Genomic DNA, 18,606 nt, shown 5'->3' on the forward strand with positions numbered 1-18,606 from the left:
ACAACTACTCCATCGCCAAGCTTAAATCGCATGTAACTTTAACTTGGTCATACACAACTGATGGGTCGCGCTCAGGGAGTTTGTAGGGGACTGTGCAGTTTCCGCCGACCCAGTTTAACGTCAATCGCCCGTGCTCTTTTATGCCAAACACCAATGCGCGTGATTGGTTGTCCACCACGGCTAACAATTTATTAGCCTCATCAAAGAGTTGTGCTCCGAAAGGCAGCTTTTTGCCATTTGCTTGAAGCAGGTTAAATTGTACGCGTCGGCCGCTTGAGGCTTCAAAGCTAGCCTTAACTACCGAACCACGCCGCGGGACCAGTTGTTGCGAAGTTTCAGTGACATCAACATCGCTGCCCAGCGTCTGGGTATCAAGGTTTACCCAGTTGTACCGATAGGGCTGCACGTAGCTTTCGATGGTGTATCCGGCGCTGTCAGTTCGAGCCGTAGAGCCTTCGACAGCCACACCTTTCACGTTAGGAACTTCGACAAGTGCGAATGTCTCACCCACCGGCTGACCAAACGTCACACCGCCGCTGTGGGCCACCACCGAGCCGGACGCGGTCATGTCCAAATGACGGGAAGGGCCAGACGTTGAATAGTTCGCCGCCAGCTTTGCCGACGGCGCATCCCAACCTATGCCAACACCACTTGAGCGCTCGTTACCGGCCAGCCCGGCCTGAGCTGAATAGGACAAGGTGCTCTCATCGTTGAGGTAACCCGCCACGCCACCTTGCAGGTTGTCCTGACCATTACCATCGGTGGTCAGGTTGCTGTAGAAACGTTGCGAACGGTTGCGGTCGCCGAAAGGAACGCTGACCGAAAACGCCAACTGGTTATCCGAATCGCGTGAGCGATCAGCGCTTTGCGTGTGTGAGGCCGACACGCTGTAGCTCACCACGCCCACACTGCCGCTGTAGCCGACCTGCAATCGTCGAGTACTGCCGGCGCGATCCCAGTAGTTGGTCTCACCGGCACTGAGAAACAGCGAGCCGTTGCGGCCAAGAGTCTGGTTGATGCTCAAGTCGAGGCGATGTTTCGGGCGGCCACGGTTGCTGTAGTGATTGGCGGGATCCAGTTCGTCAATGTGTTCGCTTAAGGTTCGATACCCTGATGTGGAATAGCGGTAACCCGCCATGGTGAAGGTGGTATCGGTCTTGCTCAGGGTTTTCGAGTACAGGAACCGCACACTCTGCCCTGTCGTCACCTGGCCGGAATCTAGTCGCGAACGGCTGTTGGTTACGTCTACCGAAGTGCCCCCCAGCACGGAGTTCACACCCACACCTAAGTTAAGCGCGGTATAGCCATCGGTGGCCTGCGCGCCGCCATAGGTCGTGAGGTTATCGGTAGCGCCGTACACCGCCGTACCCTGAATCAAGCGTGGTGACACTGCGCCTTCATAGTCGTAGTTGCCCAGTGACAGGCTGTATTGAAAGTTGCCGCGGCGAGTCATCACCGGCAAGTAGGCGTACGCCTGGCTGTACTTACGTTGGCGGCCGTCGGATTCGATGATGGTAATTTCCAGGTCGCCGTTAGAACCACCCGGATAAATATCGCGGATCTCGAAAGCGCCCGGCGAAACCGAGGTGGAGTAAATCACGTAGCCGTTCTGACGAACTTCTACCGTAGCCTGGGTTTCGGCAATGCCGCGCACGACCGGCGCGTAGCCAGCCTCGTCATCCGGCAACATGCCGATGTCGGAGCCTAGCTGTACGCCGATGAAACGACTGCTATCGAAAATATCGCCGTTGCTATAAAGCTGGCCTAGCGCGAATCGTCCCTTGAGAAGGGTGACATCGTGCTCCAGGTAGCTGCGGTTACTGGTAAAGGTCCGCGGTGTCCCGGTGCCTTGACTGATAGATGATTCATTGCGCAGTCGCCACTGGCCGATGTTCAGACCGTTGCGCAGGCCAAGGTATCCATAATCGCTATTGAAACCGTTACCGGTATTGCGGCTGAAGTTCAATTGATAGCTGCTGAACACCGCAGTGATACCGTCATCCCACAGCGACGGATCAACATAACCCCGGGCGCGACGCTGGATATAGGCTTGTGGAATGCTGACGTAAAGCGACAGCCTGGCCACGTCGACTTCGACCGACGCCCCGTCGATTCGCAACAACTCGACCGCGTCGTCGTCACTGCTGTCTGGGGAGATAATCCCCTCTTGCTTCAGGCGCTGGATATTGACCCCCATATCGTGCAGCAGTCCAAGCGTCAGGACCGCTTGTGGGGCGGCGCTTTCGGCATCTGCGTCTACCTGGAAGGTAATCTCCTGCCGACGATCCAGACGCTGATTCAAATAAAGGTCAACGCTGTATGTACCTGGCACTACGCCGCTGGATTGTTCGAAATAACGTAGATCGATTTCAGCCCCCTTGTCCTTGAGAAACATTGGATTGAACTGCGCCGCGTTGGCGTGGGTAGCGCCCAATACACCCAATGCAGCCATATAGGAAAACAGGCCACTGAAGCTCGACTTTGAATGTTTTAATTGCTCGACGTGCGATAGGAAACTTTTCATAACGATATCCTTATGCGCAACGCGATCCCTGAGCATTTATCCATTAAATGAAAATTCAAGAGATGAGATTTACGCGCTTTTCTACTTAATAACCGCTTGATGCTTGACTAGTGCGCCATAATCATTGACGGACTCCCAGCGAACTTCTGCGCTACCAAAAGGTTTACCGGCAACACCTTTTACATTCATTTCGGAGTGACTTTCTGGGCTGACCATCTCCGTATCAACTGCGTACTCTTTGCCGTTGACTACTATCGACGCACTTGCCAGCGAAACATAAAATGCAGAGGAATTACTGACCGACAACTTCGATTGATCTGAATCACTCACCCAGCCCCACTTGAGGTTTTCGGCCGACTCATCTGGTGAGCCTGGAAGTTTCAAAGGTCGATAAAACACTTTCAGCCGTTGGCGAAAGGCTACTTGCAGCGTGTTCTCCGAGTCCGACAACTGCGGAATTTCCTGAATGCTGAGCCAGTACACCGATTCACGGTCAACTGGCAATCCTCTGCCTTGGTAAAAAATGCGCAACGATTGCTGTTTTTTATAACTCAGGCGAGCAAGGGACGGCGTGATCGCAAAAGGAATATTTGCCTCGGCTTCGCCCGTAGCAGCTTCGATCCAAGACTGGATCATCGTGTCCTCAGCGCCCTCATTACGCACTTGAATGGTGGCTTCACGGTCGGACGCGGGGAAGATTATCCGCGTTCCGCTCACCTGGATGCCTGCCACACAAATACCGGGGCAGACAAACAGCGCCGCCAGCAGGAAGCAGCGTAAAACTAACGTGGCGTTCATTCATAACCTCTTGAAGGCGGAGCATTACACTCCGCGCTGGACAGTTACTCGTAACTCAATGTGAAAGGCAGCGTTCCGAGAGCCGTGCCCACTTCCAGATCGTCGCCGTTGGCAACGTAAGCGGCACGCATGGTCAGGTTGGCGGTGTACTTGGCGTTCTCATTTTCACCGCTCTTCACCAACGCACTGGAGTACGCTTCGTTCGCGGAAAGATTGATAAGGTTGTTATCGGCGTCGTACATCCCGATGCCTACACCTTTAGCGGAACCCGTTGTCTTCAACAGACTATTGTTCTTCTGATCGATGCCGGAACCAGCCATCGGGTCAAATCCGAGTTTGACGGTGGTCAAACCGGCGGCGGTATTACCGCAATCCAGATTCAGGTTGATCGTTTTACCAGCGGCAATCCCCCCACCTGCGGAACCAGTGAGAGAGTCCAGACTCACCTTGCCCAAGTTCACGTCAACGGTCTGATTGCCAACGCCCCCCCCAACAGATGTACCCGCACCAGAAGATGCGACGCAGGAAGCGGCGATAATTTCGCCAGTGAAATTGATGGTGCCATCAGCTGCCAGCGCGGTATTAGCTAACGCACCGATTGCCGAAGTCAGCAGTACGAACTTAAGTGTTTTCATTGGATGAATAATCCCTATAGGCATCGCTATGTTGATTGGCGCTGAATAAAGCGCTGCTACAATTTAGCCATACAAGCGACTGAGACATACAAGACGCAGCTTGTTCTCATCCAAGAATTTTCTCGAATCTAAAAACACTAATAAAAATTACACCTCCCGACACCCACGACATTTAAAATAACGACGCAATTCACAGCGCCTGAATTGGCTTCATACATCTAAAAAAGCGATTGAGCATGTTCTGAATGTCTACAGTCTATGTATTTTTTGAGCTGTAGCTGCTTCTCTCAAGATCAATACCGCAATTCAACCTCTCGATCTCATCTGACTGAGTGAATAAGGAAAAAATGTTTTTGAGGTTTCAAGTGCAGACTCCATACACCAGTTTTCTGGCCGGCAGCTATGGGTCCAGAGTGTGTAAAAACGCCTTCGCGAACACTTGCTATGATTTCTGAGGATTTCATCGCAGGGATCGCCCATGAAGCGCTTTATCCAAGGTTAACATCGAGGCCAAGGCACCTTACTTCCCGAGAGCCTCGACGACTACGTCAGCGATACCAATCCGGTGCGCGTAGTCGACGTCTTCGTCGACGAACTCGACCTGGTCAAACTGGGTTTTGACGGTGCCATTCCAGCCGACACTGGCCGACCTGCTTACCATCCCTCGGTCTTGTTGAAGATCTACATCTACGGTTATCTCAACCGCATCCAGTCGAGCCGACGCCTGGAGCGAGAAGCCCAACGCAACGTCGAACTGATGTGGTTGACCGGGCGTTTGATGCCGGACTTCAAGACCATCGCCAACTTCCGAAAAGACAACAGCAAAGCCATCCGAGGCGTCTGCCGCCAGTTCGTCGTATTGTGTCAGCAGTTGGGACTGTTCGGAGAACATCTGGTCGCCATCGATGGCAGCAAATTTAAAGCCGTCAACAATCGCGACCGCAATTTCACCAGCGCCAAACTGAAGCGGCGAATGGAAGAAATTGAATCGAGCATCAACCGTTACCTGACGGCACTCGATGCTGCTGATCGGCAAGAACCAACAGCTACCGAGCCCAGCGCCGTGCGGCTGGAAGAGAAAATCGCCAAGCTCAAAATTCAAATGAAAGAGCTTCAGGCGATCGAAATTCAGCTCAATGAATCACCGGATAAACAGGTCTCACTGACCGATCCAGACAGCCGATCCATGATGACGCGCGGCACGGGAATTGTTGGCTATAACGTGCAGACAGCGGTCGATACGCAGCACCATTTGATCGTTGCGCATGAGGTGACCAACGTTGGTTCAGATCGCGATCAACTCAGCTCGATGGCTAAGCAAGCCCGAGAGGCGATGGCGTCAGATGCGTTGTCGATAGTGGCTGACCGAGGTTACTTCAAAAGCGAACAAATCCTGGCTTGTCACGATGCCGGCATCACCGCCTATGTGCCCAAGCCGATGACCTCTGGAGCCAAGGCTGACGGGCGTTTCAATAACGATGCCTTCATCTATGACGCGGCAAAAAACGAATACATTTGCCCGGCTGGAGAGGCGCTGATCTGGCACTACTCCTACGTTGAAAAAGGCCTGAAGCTACATCGTTACCGGAGTTCGAAATGCCAGGGCTGCGCGCTGAAAGCGCAGTGCACACCGAGCACGGAACGACGAGTTCGACGCTGGGAGCATGAAGCCGTATTGGAGGAGATGCAGCTTCGGCTGAGCAAAGCACCGGAGATGATGCGAGTCCGAAAGCGGACGGTTGAGCATCCCTTCGGGACACTCAAACAATGGATGGGTGCGACGCACTTCCTGACGCGAAAGCTGGCCGGGGTGGGCGCGGAGATGAGTTTAAATGTGCTCGCCTACAACATGAAACGGGTCATGAAAATCATCGGTGCTCACGGTTTAATGAAGGCGCTGTCGGCATAAAAAAGCTGATTTTGGCCCATCCCAGAGACTGTAAAAACAGCGTTGACGTGTTCCAGGTCGCGACTGATGCAATACGCAGCATTTGCCATGCGATCGTTCAGCCACGAACGTCAATGATCCAAGACGATGAGGCCTTGAGCGTTTTTACACACTCTGGATCGTGTCCTGCCTGTTACGGCTGATCAGGTTGGCTGCAAATCTCACTTCAGATGAAAGTCACTTTCCGTCAAGCGCAGTCTCTCGATTGCAGCTTGAAGTCTAGGGCGATCATGAGCCTACCCAGAACGCCAAATACCGGCCAACTTCGTTTCCGCAAATAAGTGGTCCGCCTCGAGGCCACGACTCAGAACGCCAGCGCGTTTCGCGCCCCTAGAGTTGCATTACTGCGAGCGCCCTGCGCAGGGGCTCGTCGGATATCTGGATAGGACCATGAAATGGCACATCCATGTCCAAAACAAGGTAAACGGAAGCCGCAATGAGCAATGACGAGATGATGAACATTCCTGTCACCATCGAATTACGGGGAGCGCGGTATCCAAAACTGGCGAAAATGAGCGTCAACCAAGCAACAAGCATCCCAATGAGCGGGCCAGGAATCGCTCCCTCTGACTGCTCGACGATCCTCCAGCGTTGCTCGATGAGCGAATGATATTGCTGACGAATATCCTGCAGCATCGTTTCATGGTAGCGGTCCGGGGGCTTTATAAGAGCCAAAGACTTGCCTATATCATCCAGGTATTTAGCCGCCTCGCTGTTACGATGCTGCAGCGCCTCGTCTCCCCGATACGGGGTCTCGATAGCGCGCTCAAGATAGGTGATCAGGCGAGTTCGCGTGTCTTTTGCCGCATCGCCATAGCCCCGCAGTGTCCGATCAAAAATGATCATGCTGGTTGCATACCCATGAAAGTTTGCGTCAATGGACTCGAAAGTGTTTTTGGCAGAATTAATCATCAAGCCAAAGACCAGCGATGTCATAACCACAAAAATGTTGGCTACCAGACGAATTACGGAGTTAGTGTCGTCATCCCTGTGGTGGGATGCCAGCTTGGGATACCACTGCATCATGAGAAGCGAGGCAGAAACGAGGCACCCAAAAATGGCCAGTGCGATCCAGAAAGAGTTCATACATCAGCGCCCTGATCAATTGGAGTCAAGTCTTGAAGGATAGACCGTTGGGCTCTCTCGGAATTCTGCTCGGCAGATACTGCGTTTGCACTTCGGCAATGGCCCCAATATGAGTTTGAACGCAAGCGCTGATCATCGGTAGATATTGGTCGAGCTCTGCCAATCGTTAGAGGCAAGAGATCACGACCGTACGCTTCTGGCCGATTGATGCCTGTCATCAAGGGCCGCAGTCGACCCAAAGCAGCCCTTGATGGCTGATTGTTGTCGTCATATGTTACGGGTATTCATGGAGGATTCTGACTGATGGCACGTGTGGGTTTGATACTGACACCCGGTTTTGCGGACTGGGAATACGCTTTCATTGCGGGTACGGCCTCCCCTTTTACGGGATCGACGTTAGGTTTTTCGCTCCTGCTACGGGGGAATTTCGTTCGCAAGGTGGTTTGTGCATATTGAAGGCCCCGCATTTGAGCAGGCGCTCGCCCATCTCCGGTCATTCTTTAACAACGCCAGCTGCCAGCTACACCATACTGTTGCGGCCAAATCCATCCCCACTGTACCTGCTTCTGCCTGACTACTACCGGTTAGCATCACGCCTCAGCCAAGGAGGTATTGCTCTATGCCGGACACCACTAACCTCTACCTGTTCATTGCTGCTGCCTTGATGTTGCTGATCGTGCCTGGCCCTAACATGGCTATCGTCAGTAGCCATGCAGTTGCCCACGGCTGGCGTGCCGGCCACGCAGCTGCACTCGGAATAACCCTGGCCGATGTGCTGATGAGCATCATGGTCAGTGCAGGTCTCGGTGCGCTGGTGATGAGTTGGGCGCCGGCGTTTGATTTGCTACGGTGGGCGGGCGCTTGTTATCTGATGTGGCTGGCCTGGCAGGCATTGAAGACGCCTCCTACGGACACTGATACGTTAGCTACACAGGCTTCGTTTCGGAAGATCGTGGCCCGAGCCACACTTAATAGCCTGTTAAACCCCAAGGCGCTGTTGTTCTTCATTGTATTCCTGCCGCAGTTCGTCACCGTGGGTGCCAGCAGCGTCACCTCGCAATTGATGTTCTTGGGTTTGTTGCTTGCGCTGATCGCATTGATCTTCCATTCCCTACTCGGGGTCTGCGCCGGACGTCTGCATGGGCGCCTCAGCAAAGGAATAATATCTAAACGCCTTGGTGCTTATGGCTTCGCTGCGGTAATGGCAGCTCTGGCGGCACGTTTACTTGTGCTTAACCGGCCGCTTTAAAGGGTCTAGGCACACCGATTCAGCAAATACTTTCGCAGCATCGAATACCGTGACTTAGACGTGATATCCGCTTTGGGCCGGTGGCTGCCCTTCGTGGCAGACAGCAACCGGCCTAGAGCAGTCAAATCCTAACGATGACTATCGACCCGTTGCGGCCATCCACTGGAGCCACCAGCATCGGGGGCTGCTGGTGATGAGGTGATGCATGGCGGCGATTGAACCATGAAATTTATTCACTGATTTCACTCGCAACTCCAATGCCCTGACCACCTGTCTTTTGACAGGTGATTTTTATTTCTTCGGGGTAAGCCTTCCGGGGTGTTTTTTCGTTCGAGGGATCGCTCAAATCAGGTAAGGCTCGAACAGGCATCGCACATTCACCCTCGCCTTAAGCTTCGCAGCCAGCAGGTACAACCCACCCACCTTGCGATGCAGAAGAAGGACATCCACCGGCGGCGTGTGCCAGAAGTCGCGTTCGCCCCCCAGTTGCCACCCTGCATCGCGCAAGCGGCCTGCGAGGTCTGACATCGCAAAGTCGTAGGCGCCTTGATGCCGCAGTGGCTCGCAGGCCTGGGTGATGAGGTCAGTCAGCAATAAACGATGCCTGGGCAGGGTTTCATGCTGAAAGTAGCCAACTTCCAACGCTGCTTCGCTGATGGCTGCGCGGTCTTCACGCAGGCCTGCAACCAGCAGTTTCCGAAATGCCTCGGTGCTGTTGCGGCCATAAAGGCGCGTGGCACCAAAATCGAGCAACACAATCTTCCCGGTGTCTTGCTGATAACGATAATTAGCAAAGTTAGGGTCGGTCTGGACGCATTGAAACTCAAACACCTCACGCAGAAGCAGGCCGAACAGCAAGGTGATGATCCTGTCGCGCTCTGCCTGGGGTGCGTGTTCAAGGGCCTCCAATGCGACGCCGTCGGCGAAGGACATCACCAGAATGTTCGGCGTACTGAACTCGGCATGCCCAAGAGGAACCAGGAAGTCGGGACTGTCGGCTAACTGTTGATGAAAGCGCTGTAAGTACATCGCTTCTTTCAGGTAATCGGCTTCATTTTGCAATTGAAGCTTGGCCTCCTGGAGCAGCGGTGCGACGTCCATGCCGTGAGGCAGCAGCCCTGACATGCGCAGCAAAGTAGCGACGTTATCCACATCACTGGAAATACTTTCGCGCACGCCTGGATATTGCACTTTGATCGCCAGACGTTGTCCGTCTTTGCCTCGCGCAGCATGAACCTGACCGATGGATGCCGCCGCCAATGGCGTGAAGGAAAACTGCTCGAAGCGCCCTTCCCAGCCCTTACCCCAGTTTTCGTCAAGGACCCCGACCAACTGGCTCATGGGCATCGGATGCGCGTCGGAACGCAGACGAGAAAGCATGTCGCTCAGCTCGCTTGGTAACAAATTACCCGCATCCATTGATAACAACTGTCCGACCTTCATGGCCGCACCACGCAATTGCGACAGTTGCTCGGCAACCCGAAGTGCATTACCCGGGGTTAACAGCAGATCACTGAACGCCGGTCGCTTACCTTGAGCCAACTGCCGCGCACCTTCGGCCAGCATGCCGCCCAGTACGCCCGAGGCCAGACTGCCAAAACGCATCAGCCGCGACAGGCGACCGCCCGGCACTGCAGACGATTCGGGCCGGCGCGGTTTCACGAAAAAATGACTACAGTGATTGCGCCAACAAGCAGGCAAACACTCGCTACAGTTGTCAGGCGCAATCGCATCGGCAGATACCAGGCGTGCAGGCTCACAACCTGGACCAACTGCCGGTCTTGCCAGAAATGGACGACAAATCCACCGATCAACAGCAAGCAACCCAATGGCACCGGCACTAACGTGCTGAGCCACGCGATAAGCGCCGGGGTGACGCTCCATATAAGCCGGCCGCGGCGCAATTCGGCACTCATGTTTTGCACTGACATGGCGAAGCCCCAGTGCAACGCGCCGACGAAGCTCAGGATGACCGCGCCATAGTTGACCAGCGCCACCGCCCAAAACGATCGATTTTCCAGAGATGTGAGGATGAGTAGCGCGAGACCAATAAAGGGTAGCAACCCGCCATAACCCAGCATGACGACATATCTTGGCGGCGAGAGCGAAGATGACACGTTCATTTCAACTGCTTCCAGTGCTCGATGTACAAGACTGTAGACCCAAAAGCTAAGAGGTGATGCCAATGCTTTTGACTTGAACACTGGACCAGACTCTTTTCCTTGATTAAGGCTGTTTTGGATCGTTTTCTGCCTTGGGTGCCGGACAGAAATCGGCCAAAAGCTGACCGTCAGCATACTCCCCTCAAAGAACTCCTGATCTATAGTCACTGATGAGTCCATAGGGTGCGGTAAAATTCAACTCGCAGGGAGCGTATGAATGACTCGATTGCAAACACTCAAGTTGATTCAGATAGCCATTGCCCTTCCAGCCTATACCGTACCTTCAAGCACTACATTCGTCTTCACTCTTTGGTTCACCATCACCTCGACGATCAACCTGTTCACCTCACAATCCTTTTCAGGTTGGGGGGTGATCATGTTGTGGCTTCTGCTGTCGCTGTTCTCGCAATGGGCATGCTGGAGCATTTTTTCCGACTCGCTGGAGGACAGCCCCTCTTTGCAACACCTGCCACTACTTGTACTTGGGGTATTGTTAACACTGATTTTAGGTTTGAGTGCCTGGGTCCTTTTTCACATAGGCCTAATCTGGCTTATGTGCGGTACACAAGGCATTGCAGCCGGTGTGCTTTTGACGATCAGTTGTGTGAGAAAAAGACGTCAAACTGGCGACATGCTCAGTGAATGAGTTCATCAGGGTGTCGGCCCTTTGCTGAGAGTGGAGGCGTAAAGCAGATGTTCTCTATCAGCTTATGCAACCGTTCGGGGGCGGCAGCGCCCGGTCAAAACACGCCACTCCCGAACGGCTGCTTTTGGCCCAGAGTGTGTAAAAACGCTTCGCCAAAATTGGAGTGTGCGCGTTTACGTCGAATCTGAAATTTATCGGCACGTCAGCAGGTGCGGATTTTACGTAGAAGCGCGATTCTCAGTCCGGGCTTGAGTACCTGTCGCGCTGAAAAACGTTTTTACACAGCCTCGGCCGGAAGTTGCCGTTCATGAGTAGCAAATTTCGACCCACGTAGCCTAACAGCAGCAAATAAATCTGCCGCCATAACTTCGACTAAAGATCAATCACCGAGCGGCCATTCAAGTACCGGCAGTTGCCGGGGCTCGCCACACACAGGGCGCGATACATTGAGCATATGCCGAGCACCGAGCCGCTCGTAGAAGCCTTGGGCCCACGGATCGGATTTCACCACCAAAGTAGTTACCTCTAGCCCGCGTGCAACAACTAGAGCATGCCCCACCAGGCGCCGCCCGTGGCCCCCCTTCATGGTTGACGGGTCGACCCAGCAATGTTCCAAATGCTCGCTTCAACCCATAGAAGCCCCATGTGAACCATCCGCCGCGACCAACACCGCGTAATGACCAGCCAGTTGCGCAGGGGTTAGCGTCAGCGCGGCTTCCACGCTTCCATCCACTCCGCAGGATAACCCTAATGGGCTTTGCTGCGCTGAGGCAGAGCACTGAGCACAGACGCATCTGCCCCACGGGACGGCCGTAAGATCGGTGTATCGTCTGCCAATAACGCTCGCCCCGCCGGGTCAGTGGCCAGCAGACTGTATTGGTGCAGGCTGAGGAAGCGCTCGTGCTTGTACTCCAACTCCCGAAGAGTTCCCTCAAACACAAAGCCGAGTCGCTCCAGCAAGCGCGAACTGGCGGGATTCTCCGGCTCAACATCTGCATGGATGCGGTGCACGCCGAGCGTGCCCAAGGCGAAGCGGATAATAGTGGGCAGGCAGGCTTGCATGAGCCCCTGCCCCCAGTACTCCGGCATCAGCCAGTAACCGATTTCCAGGCTGCGATCAGCATGAGACCAATCATTGAAGCCGCAGGCGCCTACCAACTCGTCCTGACCCGGCTGGGCTATGCCCCACCAAATACCCTTGCGCTCTTCGAGCAACGCGTCGTACCAGCGCATTTGCTCGTCCGTCGCTTCGAGACTGTCGTAAGACACGCCGTAGCAGGCAACTACCTGCGGATTAGAGAGCCCTGCAAAAATCGCATCGACATCACGTCGATGAATTCGCCGCAGGGTGCAGCGTGGCAGGAAATACTCGGGAAAGTCGTCAACAAGGTCCATCAAATTCAGCGTCACAGTTCTAGGTTAGTGCAAGAATACTCGCAGCATCGGGGCCGGGTGCACAGGTACAGTTAGGAGGGGACTGGACGCAACAGAACTATAAGCGGTAACACTGATTGGCTACTCGTGGGCTACTTTTGGCCGATTACCGCCTGTTGTGAACGTTAGAGAACTGGCAAAAAGAACGGGCCAGTTGTGCCTGCGAAACTAGTGCGATTCTTACCCTTGACTTTAGACCAGCTAATGACCGTCTCTTTTTACTGGGCTACCACAGTTGTGATAGCCAGCGCTTATCCCTTTTTGGTCACGCCCTTCCGTCGAGCGCTACTTTTGCGGCTAGCGGTTCAAAAGCCTGACTGAAATCGCCAACCCGATTGATCATCTCGAAAAACCACTGAAATGACTCTTGCACGAAATCTTCATCGGAAGCTCTGTCAGGATACATGACGCAAAACAAAGCTCTTACGACAGCATCCTCGTTATCCTCAATGTCAACATCGCGCCCTTTCGCTTCCAGAAAATCCCAACATTTAACTCTGGCAGTATTCAACTCCCTTTCATTTTTCCCGCCCTCAAACCAGTATCTTTGCGCAGCTTCGAACGCGCTTTTGACACTCGGGGACACTCCTTCGTCCTGAAGAACGATACCGACGCCCGCGCACATAAACTTCATTATGTTCCGAGCCGCTTCAGCTTCAGCCTTACCTTTACTCAACTGCTCTGAAAAATGAACAATTTGCTCATGATTAATCATGGTGGACTCCAAGTATTGCGAGTACAGAGCTACAGGAGCGACACGCCTTTTTAGCGGATTCATGCCCTTTGCCCGAGGTACCAATATTGACGGCTTCGCTTGTATCGCCCGCAGGATCCATTCCCGCGGCAAAGGAACGGCTCAAGCACTCGATTTCTGCACACTTGCCATGCCATGGCTCACGTTGATCCTGAACCGCCCCAGGTTTCGTAGACACCTCCATGCCTCAAACCGAGGTCAATCAGGAGGTGCCATGAGCAACCCGCATTACCCCGAAGAATTCAGAATCCAGCAGTCAATCAAGTGACCGAAAAGAAGCTGCCTGTCGCTGATGTAGCGGCTCTTCTCGGCGTGATGCGCAGTGATTCAACTGCATGGGTAAAGGTCCTTCGCAAGATAGAGGTTACATTCGTCTTCACTCAGGCTGTCGCGCTTTAGCACTGAGTTGCACAGGCTGGGTCTCGATCAGCTTGCGTGCCAGGATCATGCGCTGCGTTATCGCAACATATTTCTTGAAGTGCGGTGATTCGATGTGTGCCCGATAGGCATCCTCACTCGCATAAATCTCGAAAAAACGAAGACTGTTGGGCTTGTCCTTCTCCGCAACCGAGTAGATGGCAAGCACCCCGGGCTCAACGCGGATGGATTCATCTATCTCTTCCCTGACCGCCACCTTGTAGGCTTCAAGGTGTGCCGGATCGATCTCCAACTCTGCAATGCGTACGACGGTCGTAGTTGCCTCTTGGGCCTGCGTCGTAACAGCTCCGAAGCCAGATCCCATGCCAACGGCAACTACTGCCGTCAGAAGCCGATTTGTGTTTTTCGTCATGTGATATCTCCTTGGGTCAACGGTCTGTGCAACAGTCGTCTTCCAACTATCGCTAGCGCTACCCATCTTGCGGGATTTTCTCCAATTCGCAGACAAGCACATCTATCGCAAGGCGAGATCGAAGCGGTTGATATTGAGCTGCGGGTCAGACGACGTAGCACTCCATGGCTGCTCTAGGCCGATCCCCCCATATTTCTATGAGTGTGCCCTGCTGCATTCGATCACGAATCAACCAGTAGGGAAGCCAAGCCAGCCCCATGCCTTCGGCGGCAGGCAGAAAAGCTTCGAGCTGCCGGGCGAAAGCCCATACGCGGGAGCAGCACAGATCATTGTCGGCCTGTGCTTCGCCAATGAACTGATCCGCTTGGGCAGTAACGCGTCTGCCCCTTCGACCGGTGAGTTATTTTCGGATCCTGATGACTTCAGCTATCAGTGGTGTTCAAAAGTTTTTGAACGACCGACTAGTGCTACGTATCGGCAACCTGGACTTGGTCTCTACCATTCGATTTTGCACGGTACATCGCGGTATCGGCACGCCGAATGAAGGCGTCAAACGATTCTGATGGAATCCACGTCGCAACGCCGAAGCTACACGTTGCCTGTCCAATTTCATCAAAGGGTTGGGTGCTGATCAGCGCTCGAAGCTTTTCTGCCAGCAGCCTTGTATCGTTCAGTTCGGTATCCGGGCAGATCAATGCGAACTCTTCTCCGCCGGTTCTGCACAGCAGATCGGTTTTGCGTGTTGCCGAACGTATTCGTGTGCACAACGTCTTCAGAACGTCATCCCCACACTGATGGCCCCAGCGGTCGTTGATGTGTTTGAAGTGGTCGACGTCAAACATGATCAGCGACAGAGGGCGGTATTGCGCGTTAGCCTCGATGAGCAGGCGCTCCATCAACTCTTCGAAGTATCGGCGGTTATAGACTCCGGTCAGGTGATCGGTAATGTTCAACAGACGCAAGTCTTGCGTGCGTTCATCTACCAGCGAGAGCGCGCGGGCGCGCTGCGTAATCAGCAAGTACACCATCAAGGTCAGCAGCAGCGTCAACCCTGCTCCGAACACGATAATCAGGCTGATGGACAGTGCGTAACTATTGGCGACCAGAAAGGTTGAGCTCGGCCTGAACTGGATCAAGTAATTCTGGTCGGCTACTTTCAGCAGCCGTTGCTCGTACAGCGCTGAAGGAGCAGCAGGAGCCGAACTCTGATAAATGGTTTCCCCTTGATGCTGCGTGTCGATCAATGAAAGCGTCACGTTCAGTCGCTGCAGACTTGGTAATGGAATGCCTTGTTCCATCAAAGAAGCCAGGCGTACGGTGGAGACAACGAACCCCTGCAAATCATCATCGTTCGATGGCGCCTCAGGGGACTCGCGGAAGACAGGTGCGACAAAGAAAATCCCCGACTGGCCGTTGGTCATTTTCAACGGTTCCGACACCACTATTTGACGTGTTTCGCGTGCCTTGCTCATCAAGGCCTGGCGCCCCGGGCGCGAGAGAACATCCATGCCGGGGATGATCTTTACGTCATCGCGCTTCAATAGGTAGAGCAATATCCAGTGTTCCGGCCGGCTGGTGAGGGGAACTCGTTCGCCGTTCACGGGGTTGATTTCATGATATGAAAAATCACTGGTGCCGTTGAGAAGTGCCTTGGCGCGAAATGCCGGGAGATCTTTCTCGAGAACCCTGGGGACCCAGCTACAGGCTTCATCCTCTTCCACCAGAGGCGTAACGAAGCCCATAAACTCCTTTTCAGTGACATCGTCGGCGTTGATAAAGAAACGCCTCACAACGTCCAGTTTCAAGACCTGAGTATTAAAGCGTCTTTGCAGGCGACTGAATCTTTCGTCGACCTCCAGTTGAAAAGCAACGCTGACGGTACGCTGCTCTGACCCTACGAACAGAACCAGTACCAGGAACGTGACGGCCACCCCAGCCAGGCACACCAAAGCGCAAAGGGCCACGTCGGATGCTTTGAGTGCGTTCTGACGAGTAGACATGATCGGGTGTTCCTTGCTCATCGCCAAAAACAGTGTGCAGTGACCTGGAGTACTTTTGGAGTATCGGCACGCTTGTCGTTATCTTTATGAATCAGGCGTTAGAGCAAGGGATTTATGACCGGCAGGTATGGGCCAGCCAGGGTGGCAGCGCTCAGGCGAGACCAGACTGGCGCATGGCGAAGCCGTGCAACACGCTGTTCTGGATCTCGCTCGACAGGCTGTTATCGTCCGATTTCAGCCCTTCTTGCACGCTATTACATCGGTCCGCCATTACGCGCAGTGATCGCAACGGTGGTTGGCGAATCAGCAAGTGACACGAAGCGTCGCGTTGCGCCATCGAGCGCGTCGATGCACCCCGCCTCAATGTCGTAGACCCAACCGTGCAGATTCATGCGCCCCTGCTCCAGCGCGAGAGCCACCGATGGATGCGTACGCAGGTTCGCCAGTTGCGCGATCACGTTTTCGCGAACGAGCCCATCAAGCTTCGCGCGGGGTGTGTCGAACTCATGCGCCGCGTTAATCGCTTTCGCGGCGTCCGAGTGGCGTAACCAGTTAGCGACCGCCGGAAGATGATCCAGACACGTGCAGCGTGAAATCGCGCCCATCGCTCCACAGTCGGAGTGGCCACAGATTACGATGTCTTGTACCCCGAGCACGGCGACCGCATATTCAACGGTGGCCGAGACACCGCCAGGTTCGGGACCATACGACGGCACGATGTTGCCGGCGTTGCGAATGACGAATAATTCGCCCGGTTCGCGCTGCGTAAGGAGTTCGGGCACAACACGACTGTCCGAGCAGGTGACGAACAACACCTTCGGATTTTGTGCCGTCGCGAGCTGCTTGAAAAGCTCGACGCGTTGCGGATAAACCTCGCGCTGAAAGCGCAGAAAGCCGTCAATAATGTCACGCATGGAGTCCTCCAGAACCAAATGCCGAATACCGGCACGAGCACTTGATATGCCATCGCACCGCTGTGGTCGTCATTATTGCAGACGTTGCTCGCAATGGCTGTACTGGAACAACGATGTCATTCGGATCGCCAACGGCGCGGCTGGTGTCCATAGCACCCAGGCAGCCGCCGGCTAAAGCGTTTTGGAATCGGCTGGAATGGGCGTAGGTATTTGCCAGGAAGGCTTGTTGCCGTCCTGACTGTCGAAAGTGCGGCGCGCTTTGCGGAAGTCATCGACATTCTCGACGACCCAGGTCCAGATGGGTGACATACGCACCAACAGCTCCATGCCCAGCGGCGTCAGCGCGTACTCGACACGCGGCGGAATCTCATCGAACTCGCACCGACTCAGCAAACCATCGCGCTCCAGGGCGCGCAGTGTCTTGGTCAGCATTCGCTGGGTCACACCGGTCATCTGCCTTTTTATCTCGGCATGGCGCATCGTCCCGTAAACACCCAAGGCATGCAGGATGCCCAATGACCATCGGCTACCGGCGTGAGTCAGGACTTCCCGCCTGACGCCATCATCATCTTCTCTAAGCGTTTGGCAGATAGTTTGCGCCTGGCTCAGAACGTCTTGATCGGTCATTTCTACCCCTGGTATCACACGTGTGCCTTCTTACGAGCGTTGCCCAATAGTGCAAGCATTGGCTGATCTTACAGGCAACCGGTTTCAGGAGACATCATGACCGAAGTGACCCCGCAATCCCCCCAATCAATTCTCGTCCTAGGTGCCGGCGAACTTGGCCTCGCGGTTCTGCGCAATCTTGCGCAGGTGGCAAAACGTGCGCCCGGTTCCAGAATCAGCGTTCTGCTCAGGGACGCCACGATCAACACGCAGATACCGGAGAAGAAAGCAGAAATCGCTGAATTGCGCAGTCTGGACATCCAAATGGTTGCCGCAGACCTGGTCAACGATTCGATCGATCAACTGGCTGAGGTCTTCGCTCGATTCGATACCGTCATCGGCTGTGCAGGCATGGTCGCCGGTCGCGAAACACCCATGAAGCTGGCCACAGCAGCGCTCAAGTCGGGCGTCAAGCGCTACTTTCCCTGGCAATTTGGCGTCGACTTTGAGGTGATCGGGCGCGGCAGTCCCCAGGATCTGTTCGATGCCCAGCTCGATGTGCGCGAGTTGCTGCGCGCTCAGGATAAAACCGAATGGGTCATCATCTCGACAGGTATGTTCACCAGCTTTCTGTTCGAGCCGGTGTTTGAGGTGGTGGACTTCGAAAACGACACAGTCAACGCCCTGGGCAGCCTTGATACCCGCGTGACGCTCACCACACCGCAAGACATTGGTACCTTGACAGCAGAAATCGTCTTCTTCGAGCCTCGCCTGCGCAATCAAATTGTCTACCTGGCTGGCGACACCGTGACCTATGGGCAGGTGGCGGACATCCTCGAACGCGTGCTGGGACGGCCCTTCAAACGTAACGTCTGGACGGTTGCGCACCTGATCCAAGAGTTGGAAAAAGACCCCACCCATCACATCAAAAAGTACCGTGCAGTGTTCGCACAAGGCAGAGGCGTGGCCTGGCCCAAGGCAGGCACGTTCAACGAGCAGCAATCCATTCAAGTCACCACTGCCGAGCAGTGGGCGCGAGAAAACCTCGCAGACATCTGAA

At 54.4% G+C, this 18,606-nt stretch carries 16 protein-coding genes and 4 pseudogenes; 7 read left to right on the forward strand and 13 right to left on the reverse strand.

The annotated features are described in order from the left end of the window. Nucleotides 1–4: 4 nt before the first annotated feature. From HV782_RS16340 to HV782_RS16350, 3 genes are all read right to left on the reverse strand, one after another. Nucleotides 5–2,452: a fimbria/pilus outer membrane usher protein gene (locus HV782_RS16340; RefSeq protein WP_186747986.1), complete on the reverse strand. Its 2,448-nt coding sequence runs from the start codon at nt 2,450–2,452 to the stop codon at nt 5–7. Nucleotides 2,453–2,605: 153 nt separating this feature from the next. Beyond that, on the reverse strand, nt 2,606–3,322 hold the full coding sequence (locus HV782_RS16345) for a fimbrial biogenesis chaperone (protein WP_186747962.1): 717 nt from the start codon (nt 3,320–3,322) through the stop codon (nt 2,606–2,608). 44 nt (nt 3,323–3,366) lie between these two features. Further along, the gene (locus HV782_RS16350; RefSeq protein ID WP_123464360.1) at nt 3,367–3,957 is read right to left on the reverse strand and encodes a fimbrial protein; all 591 of its coding nucleotides are present in this window, start codon (nt 3,955–3,957) and stop codon (nt 3,367–3,369) included. 478 nt (nt 3,958–4,435) lie between these two features. On the opposite strand from HV782_RS16350, the pseudogene HV782_RS16355 reads away from it, so the two are divergent. Then, a pseudogene (locus HV782_RS16355) lies at nt 4,436–5,866 on the forward strand (IS1182 family transposase). A 369-nt stretch (nt 5,867–6,235) separates the two neighbouring features. Here the strand turns inward: HV782_RS16355 and HV782_RS16360 are convergent. Continuing rightward, nucleotides 6,236–6,991 carry a bestrophin-like domain gene (locus tag HV782_RS16360; RefSeq protein ID WP_128615863.1) on the reverse strand — a complete coding sequence of 252 codons (756 nt, stop codon included), beginning with the start codon at nt 6,989–6,991 and terminating at the stop codon, nt 6,236–6,238. A gap of 303 nt (nt 6,992–7,294) precedes the next feature. Here HV782_RS16360 and HV782_RS16365 point away from each other — a divergent pair. Both HV782_RS16365 and HV782_RS16370 read left to right on the forward strand, forming a co-directional pair. Next, nucleotides 7,295–7,443, forward strand: a pseudogene (locus tag HV782_RS16365) (glutamine amidotransferase); the annotation flags it as partial. A 167-nt stretch (nt 7,444–7,610) separates the two neighbouring features. After that, on the forward strand, nt 7,611–8,240 hold the full coding sequence (locus HV782_RS16370; RefSeq protein WP_186747961.1) for a LysE family translocator: 630 nt from the start codon (nt 7,611–7,613) through the stop codon (nt 8,238–8,240). 342 nt (nt 8,241–8,582) lie between these two features. Here HV782_RS16370 and HV782_RS16375 read toward each other — a convergent pair whose 3' ends face one another. Next, the gene (locus HV782_RS16375) at nt 8,583–9,902 is read right to left on the reverse strand and encodes an ABC1 kinase family protein (protein WP_217890315.1); all 1,320 of its coding nucleotides are present in this window, start codon (nt 9,900–9,902) and stop codon (nt 8,583–8,585) included. Continuing rightward, nucleotides 9,899–10,363 (reverse strand): DUF3429 domain-containing protein, encoded by a 465-nt coding sequence (locus HV782_RS16380; RefSeq protein WP_186747984.1) that lies wholly within the window; start codon nt 10,361–10,363, stop codon nt 9,899–9,901. The genes HV782_RS16375 and HV782_RS16380 overlap by 4 nt, the downstream gene beginning before the upstream one ends. Before the next feature lie 256 nt (nt 10,364–10,619). On the opposite strand from HV782_RS16380, the gene HV782_RS16385 reads away from it, so the two are divergent. Further along, a complete protein-coding gene (locus HV782_RS16385) occupies nt 10,620–11,048 on the forward strand; it encodes a hypothetical protein (protein WP_127927711.1) in 429 nt (142 codons plus the stop codon). A gap of 379 nt (nt 11,049–11,427) precedes the next feature. Here HV782_RS16385 and HV782_RS28820 read toward each other — a convergent pair whose 3' ends face one another. The 3 genes from HV782_RS28820 to HV782_RS16400 form a co-directional block, all read right to left on the reverse strand. Further along, nucleotides 11,428–11,664, reverse strand: coding sequence for a GNAT family N-acetyltransferase (locus HV782_RS28820; RefSeq protein ID WP_202894580.1), 237 nt, complete (start codon nt 11,662–11,664; stop codon nt 11,428–11,430). Nucleotides 11,665–11,795: 131 nt separating this feature from the next. Then, entirely contained in the window at nt 11,796–12,443 is a 648-nt protein-coding gene (locus HV782_RS16395) for a GNAT family N-acetyltransferase (RefSeq protein WP_202894579.1), read from the reverse strand. A 304-nt stretch (nt 12,444–12,747) separates the two neighbouring features. Then, nucleotides 12,748–13,197, reverse strand: coding sequence for a hypothetical protein (locus HV782_RS16400; RefSeq protein WP_186747960.1), 450 nt, complete (start codon nt 13,195–13,197; stop codon nt 12,748–12,750). A 253-nt stretch (nt 13,198–13,450) separates the two neighbouring features. On the opposite strand from HV782_RS16400, the pseudogene HV782_RS16405 reads away from it, so the two are divergent. Further along, nucleotides 13,451–13,581 (forward strand): annotated as a pseudogene (locus tag HV782_RS16405) (transposase); the annotation flags it as partial. Nucleotides 13,582–13,612: 31 nt separating this feature from the next. On the opposite strand, the gene HV782_RS16410 reads toward HV782_RS16405, so the two are convergent. Then, nucleotides 13,613–14,026 carry a putative quinol monooxygenase gene (locus tag HV782_RS16410; RefSeq protein WP_225931020.1) on the reverse strand — a complete coding sequence of 138 codons (414 nt, stop codon included), beginning with the start codon at nt 14,024–14,026 and terminating at the stop codon, nt 13,613–13,615. 286 nt (nt 14,027–14,312) lie between these two features. On the opposite strand from HV782_RS16410, the pseudogene HV782_RS28615 reads away from it, so the two are divergent. Then, nucleotides 14,313–14,420, forward strand: a pseudogene (locus HV782_RS28615) (DMT family transporter); the annotation flags it as partial. A 73-nt stretch (nt 14,421–14,493) separates the two neighbouring features. Here the strand turns inward: HV782_RS28615 and HV782_RS16415 are convergent. The 3 genes from HV782_RS16415 to HV782_RS16425 all read right to left on the reverse strand — a co-directional run bounded on the left by HV782_RS16415 (nt 14,494) and on the right by HV782_RS16425 (nt 17,567). Then, nucleotides 14,494–16,026, reverse strand: coding sequence for a diguanylate cyclase (locus HV782_RS16415; protein WP_225931021.1), 1,533 nt, complete (start codon nt 16,024–16,026; stop codon nt 14,494–14,496). Between the two features lie 254 nt (nt 16,027–16,280). Next, a complete protein-coding gene (locus HV782_RS16420) occupies nt 16,281–16,940 on the reverse strand; it encodes a carbonic anhydrase (protein ID WP_123464354.1) in 660 nt (219 codons plus the stop codon). 171 nt (nt 16,941–17,111) lie between these two features. Then, nucleotides 17,112–17,567, reverse strand: a complete 456-nt coding sequence (locus HV782_RS16425) for a winged helix-turn-helix transcriptional regulator (protein WP_186747959.1) — start codon at nt 17,565–17,567, stop codon at nt 17,112–17,114. A 96-nt stretch (nt 17,568–17,663) separates the two neighbouring features. On the opposite strand from HV782_RS16425, the gene HV782_RS16430 reads away from it, so the two are divergent. Next, a complete protein-coding gene (locus HV782_RS16430) occupies nt 17,664–18,605 on the forward strand; it encodes an aromatic alcohol reductase (RefSeq protein WP_128615855.1) in 942 nt (313 codons plus the stop codon). The last annotated feature ends 1 nt before the right edge of the window (nt 18,606 follow it).

Source organism: Pseudomonas monsensis, from assembly GCF_014268495.2.
Taxonomy (GTDB): domain Bacteria; phylum Pseudomonadota; class Gammaproteobacteria; order Pseudomonadales; family Pseudomonadaceae; genus Aquipseudomonas; species Aquipseudomonas monsensis.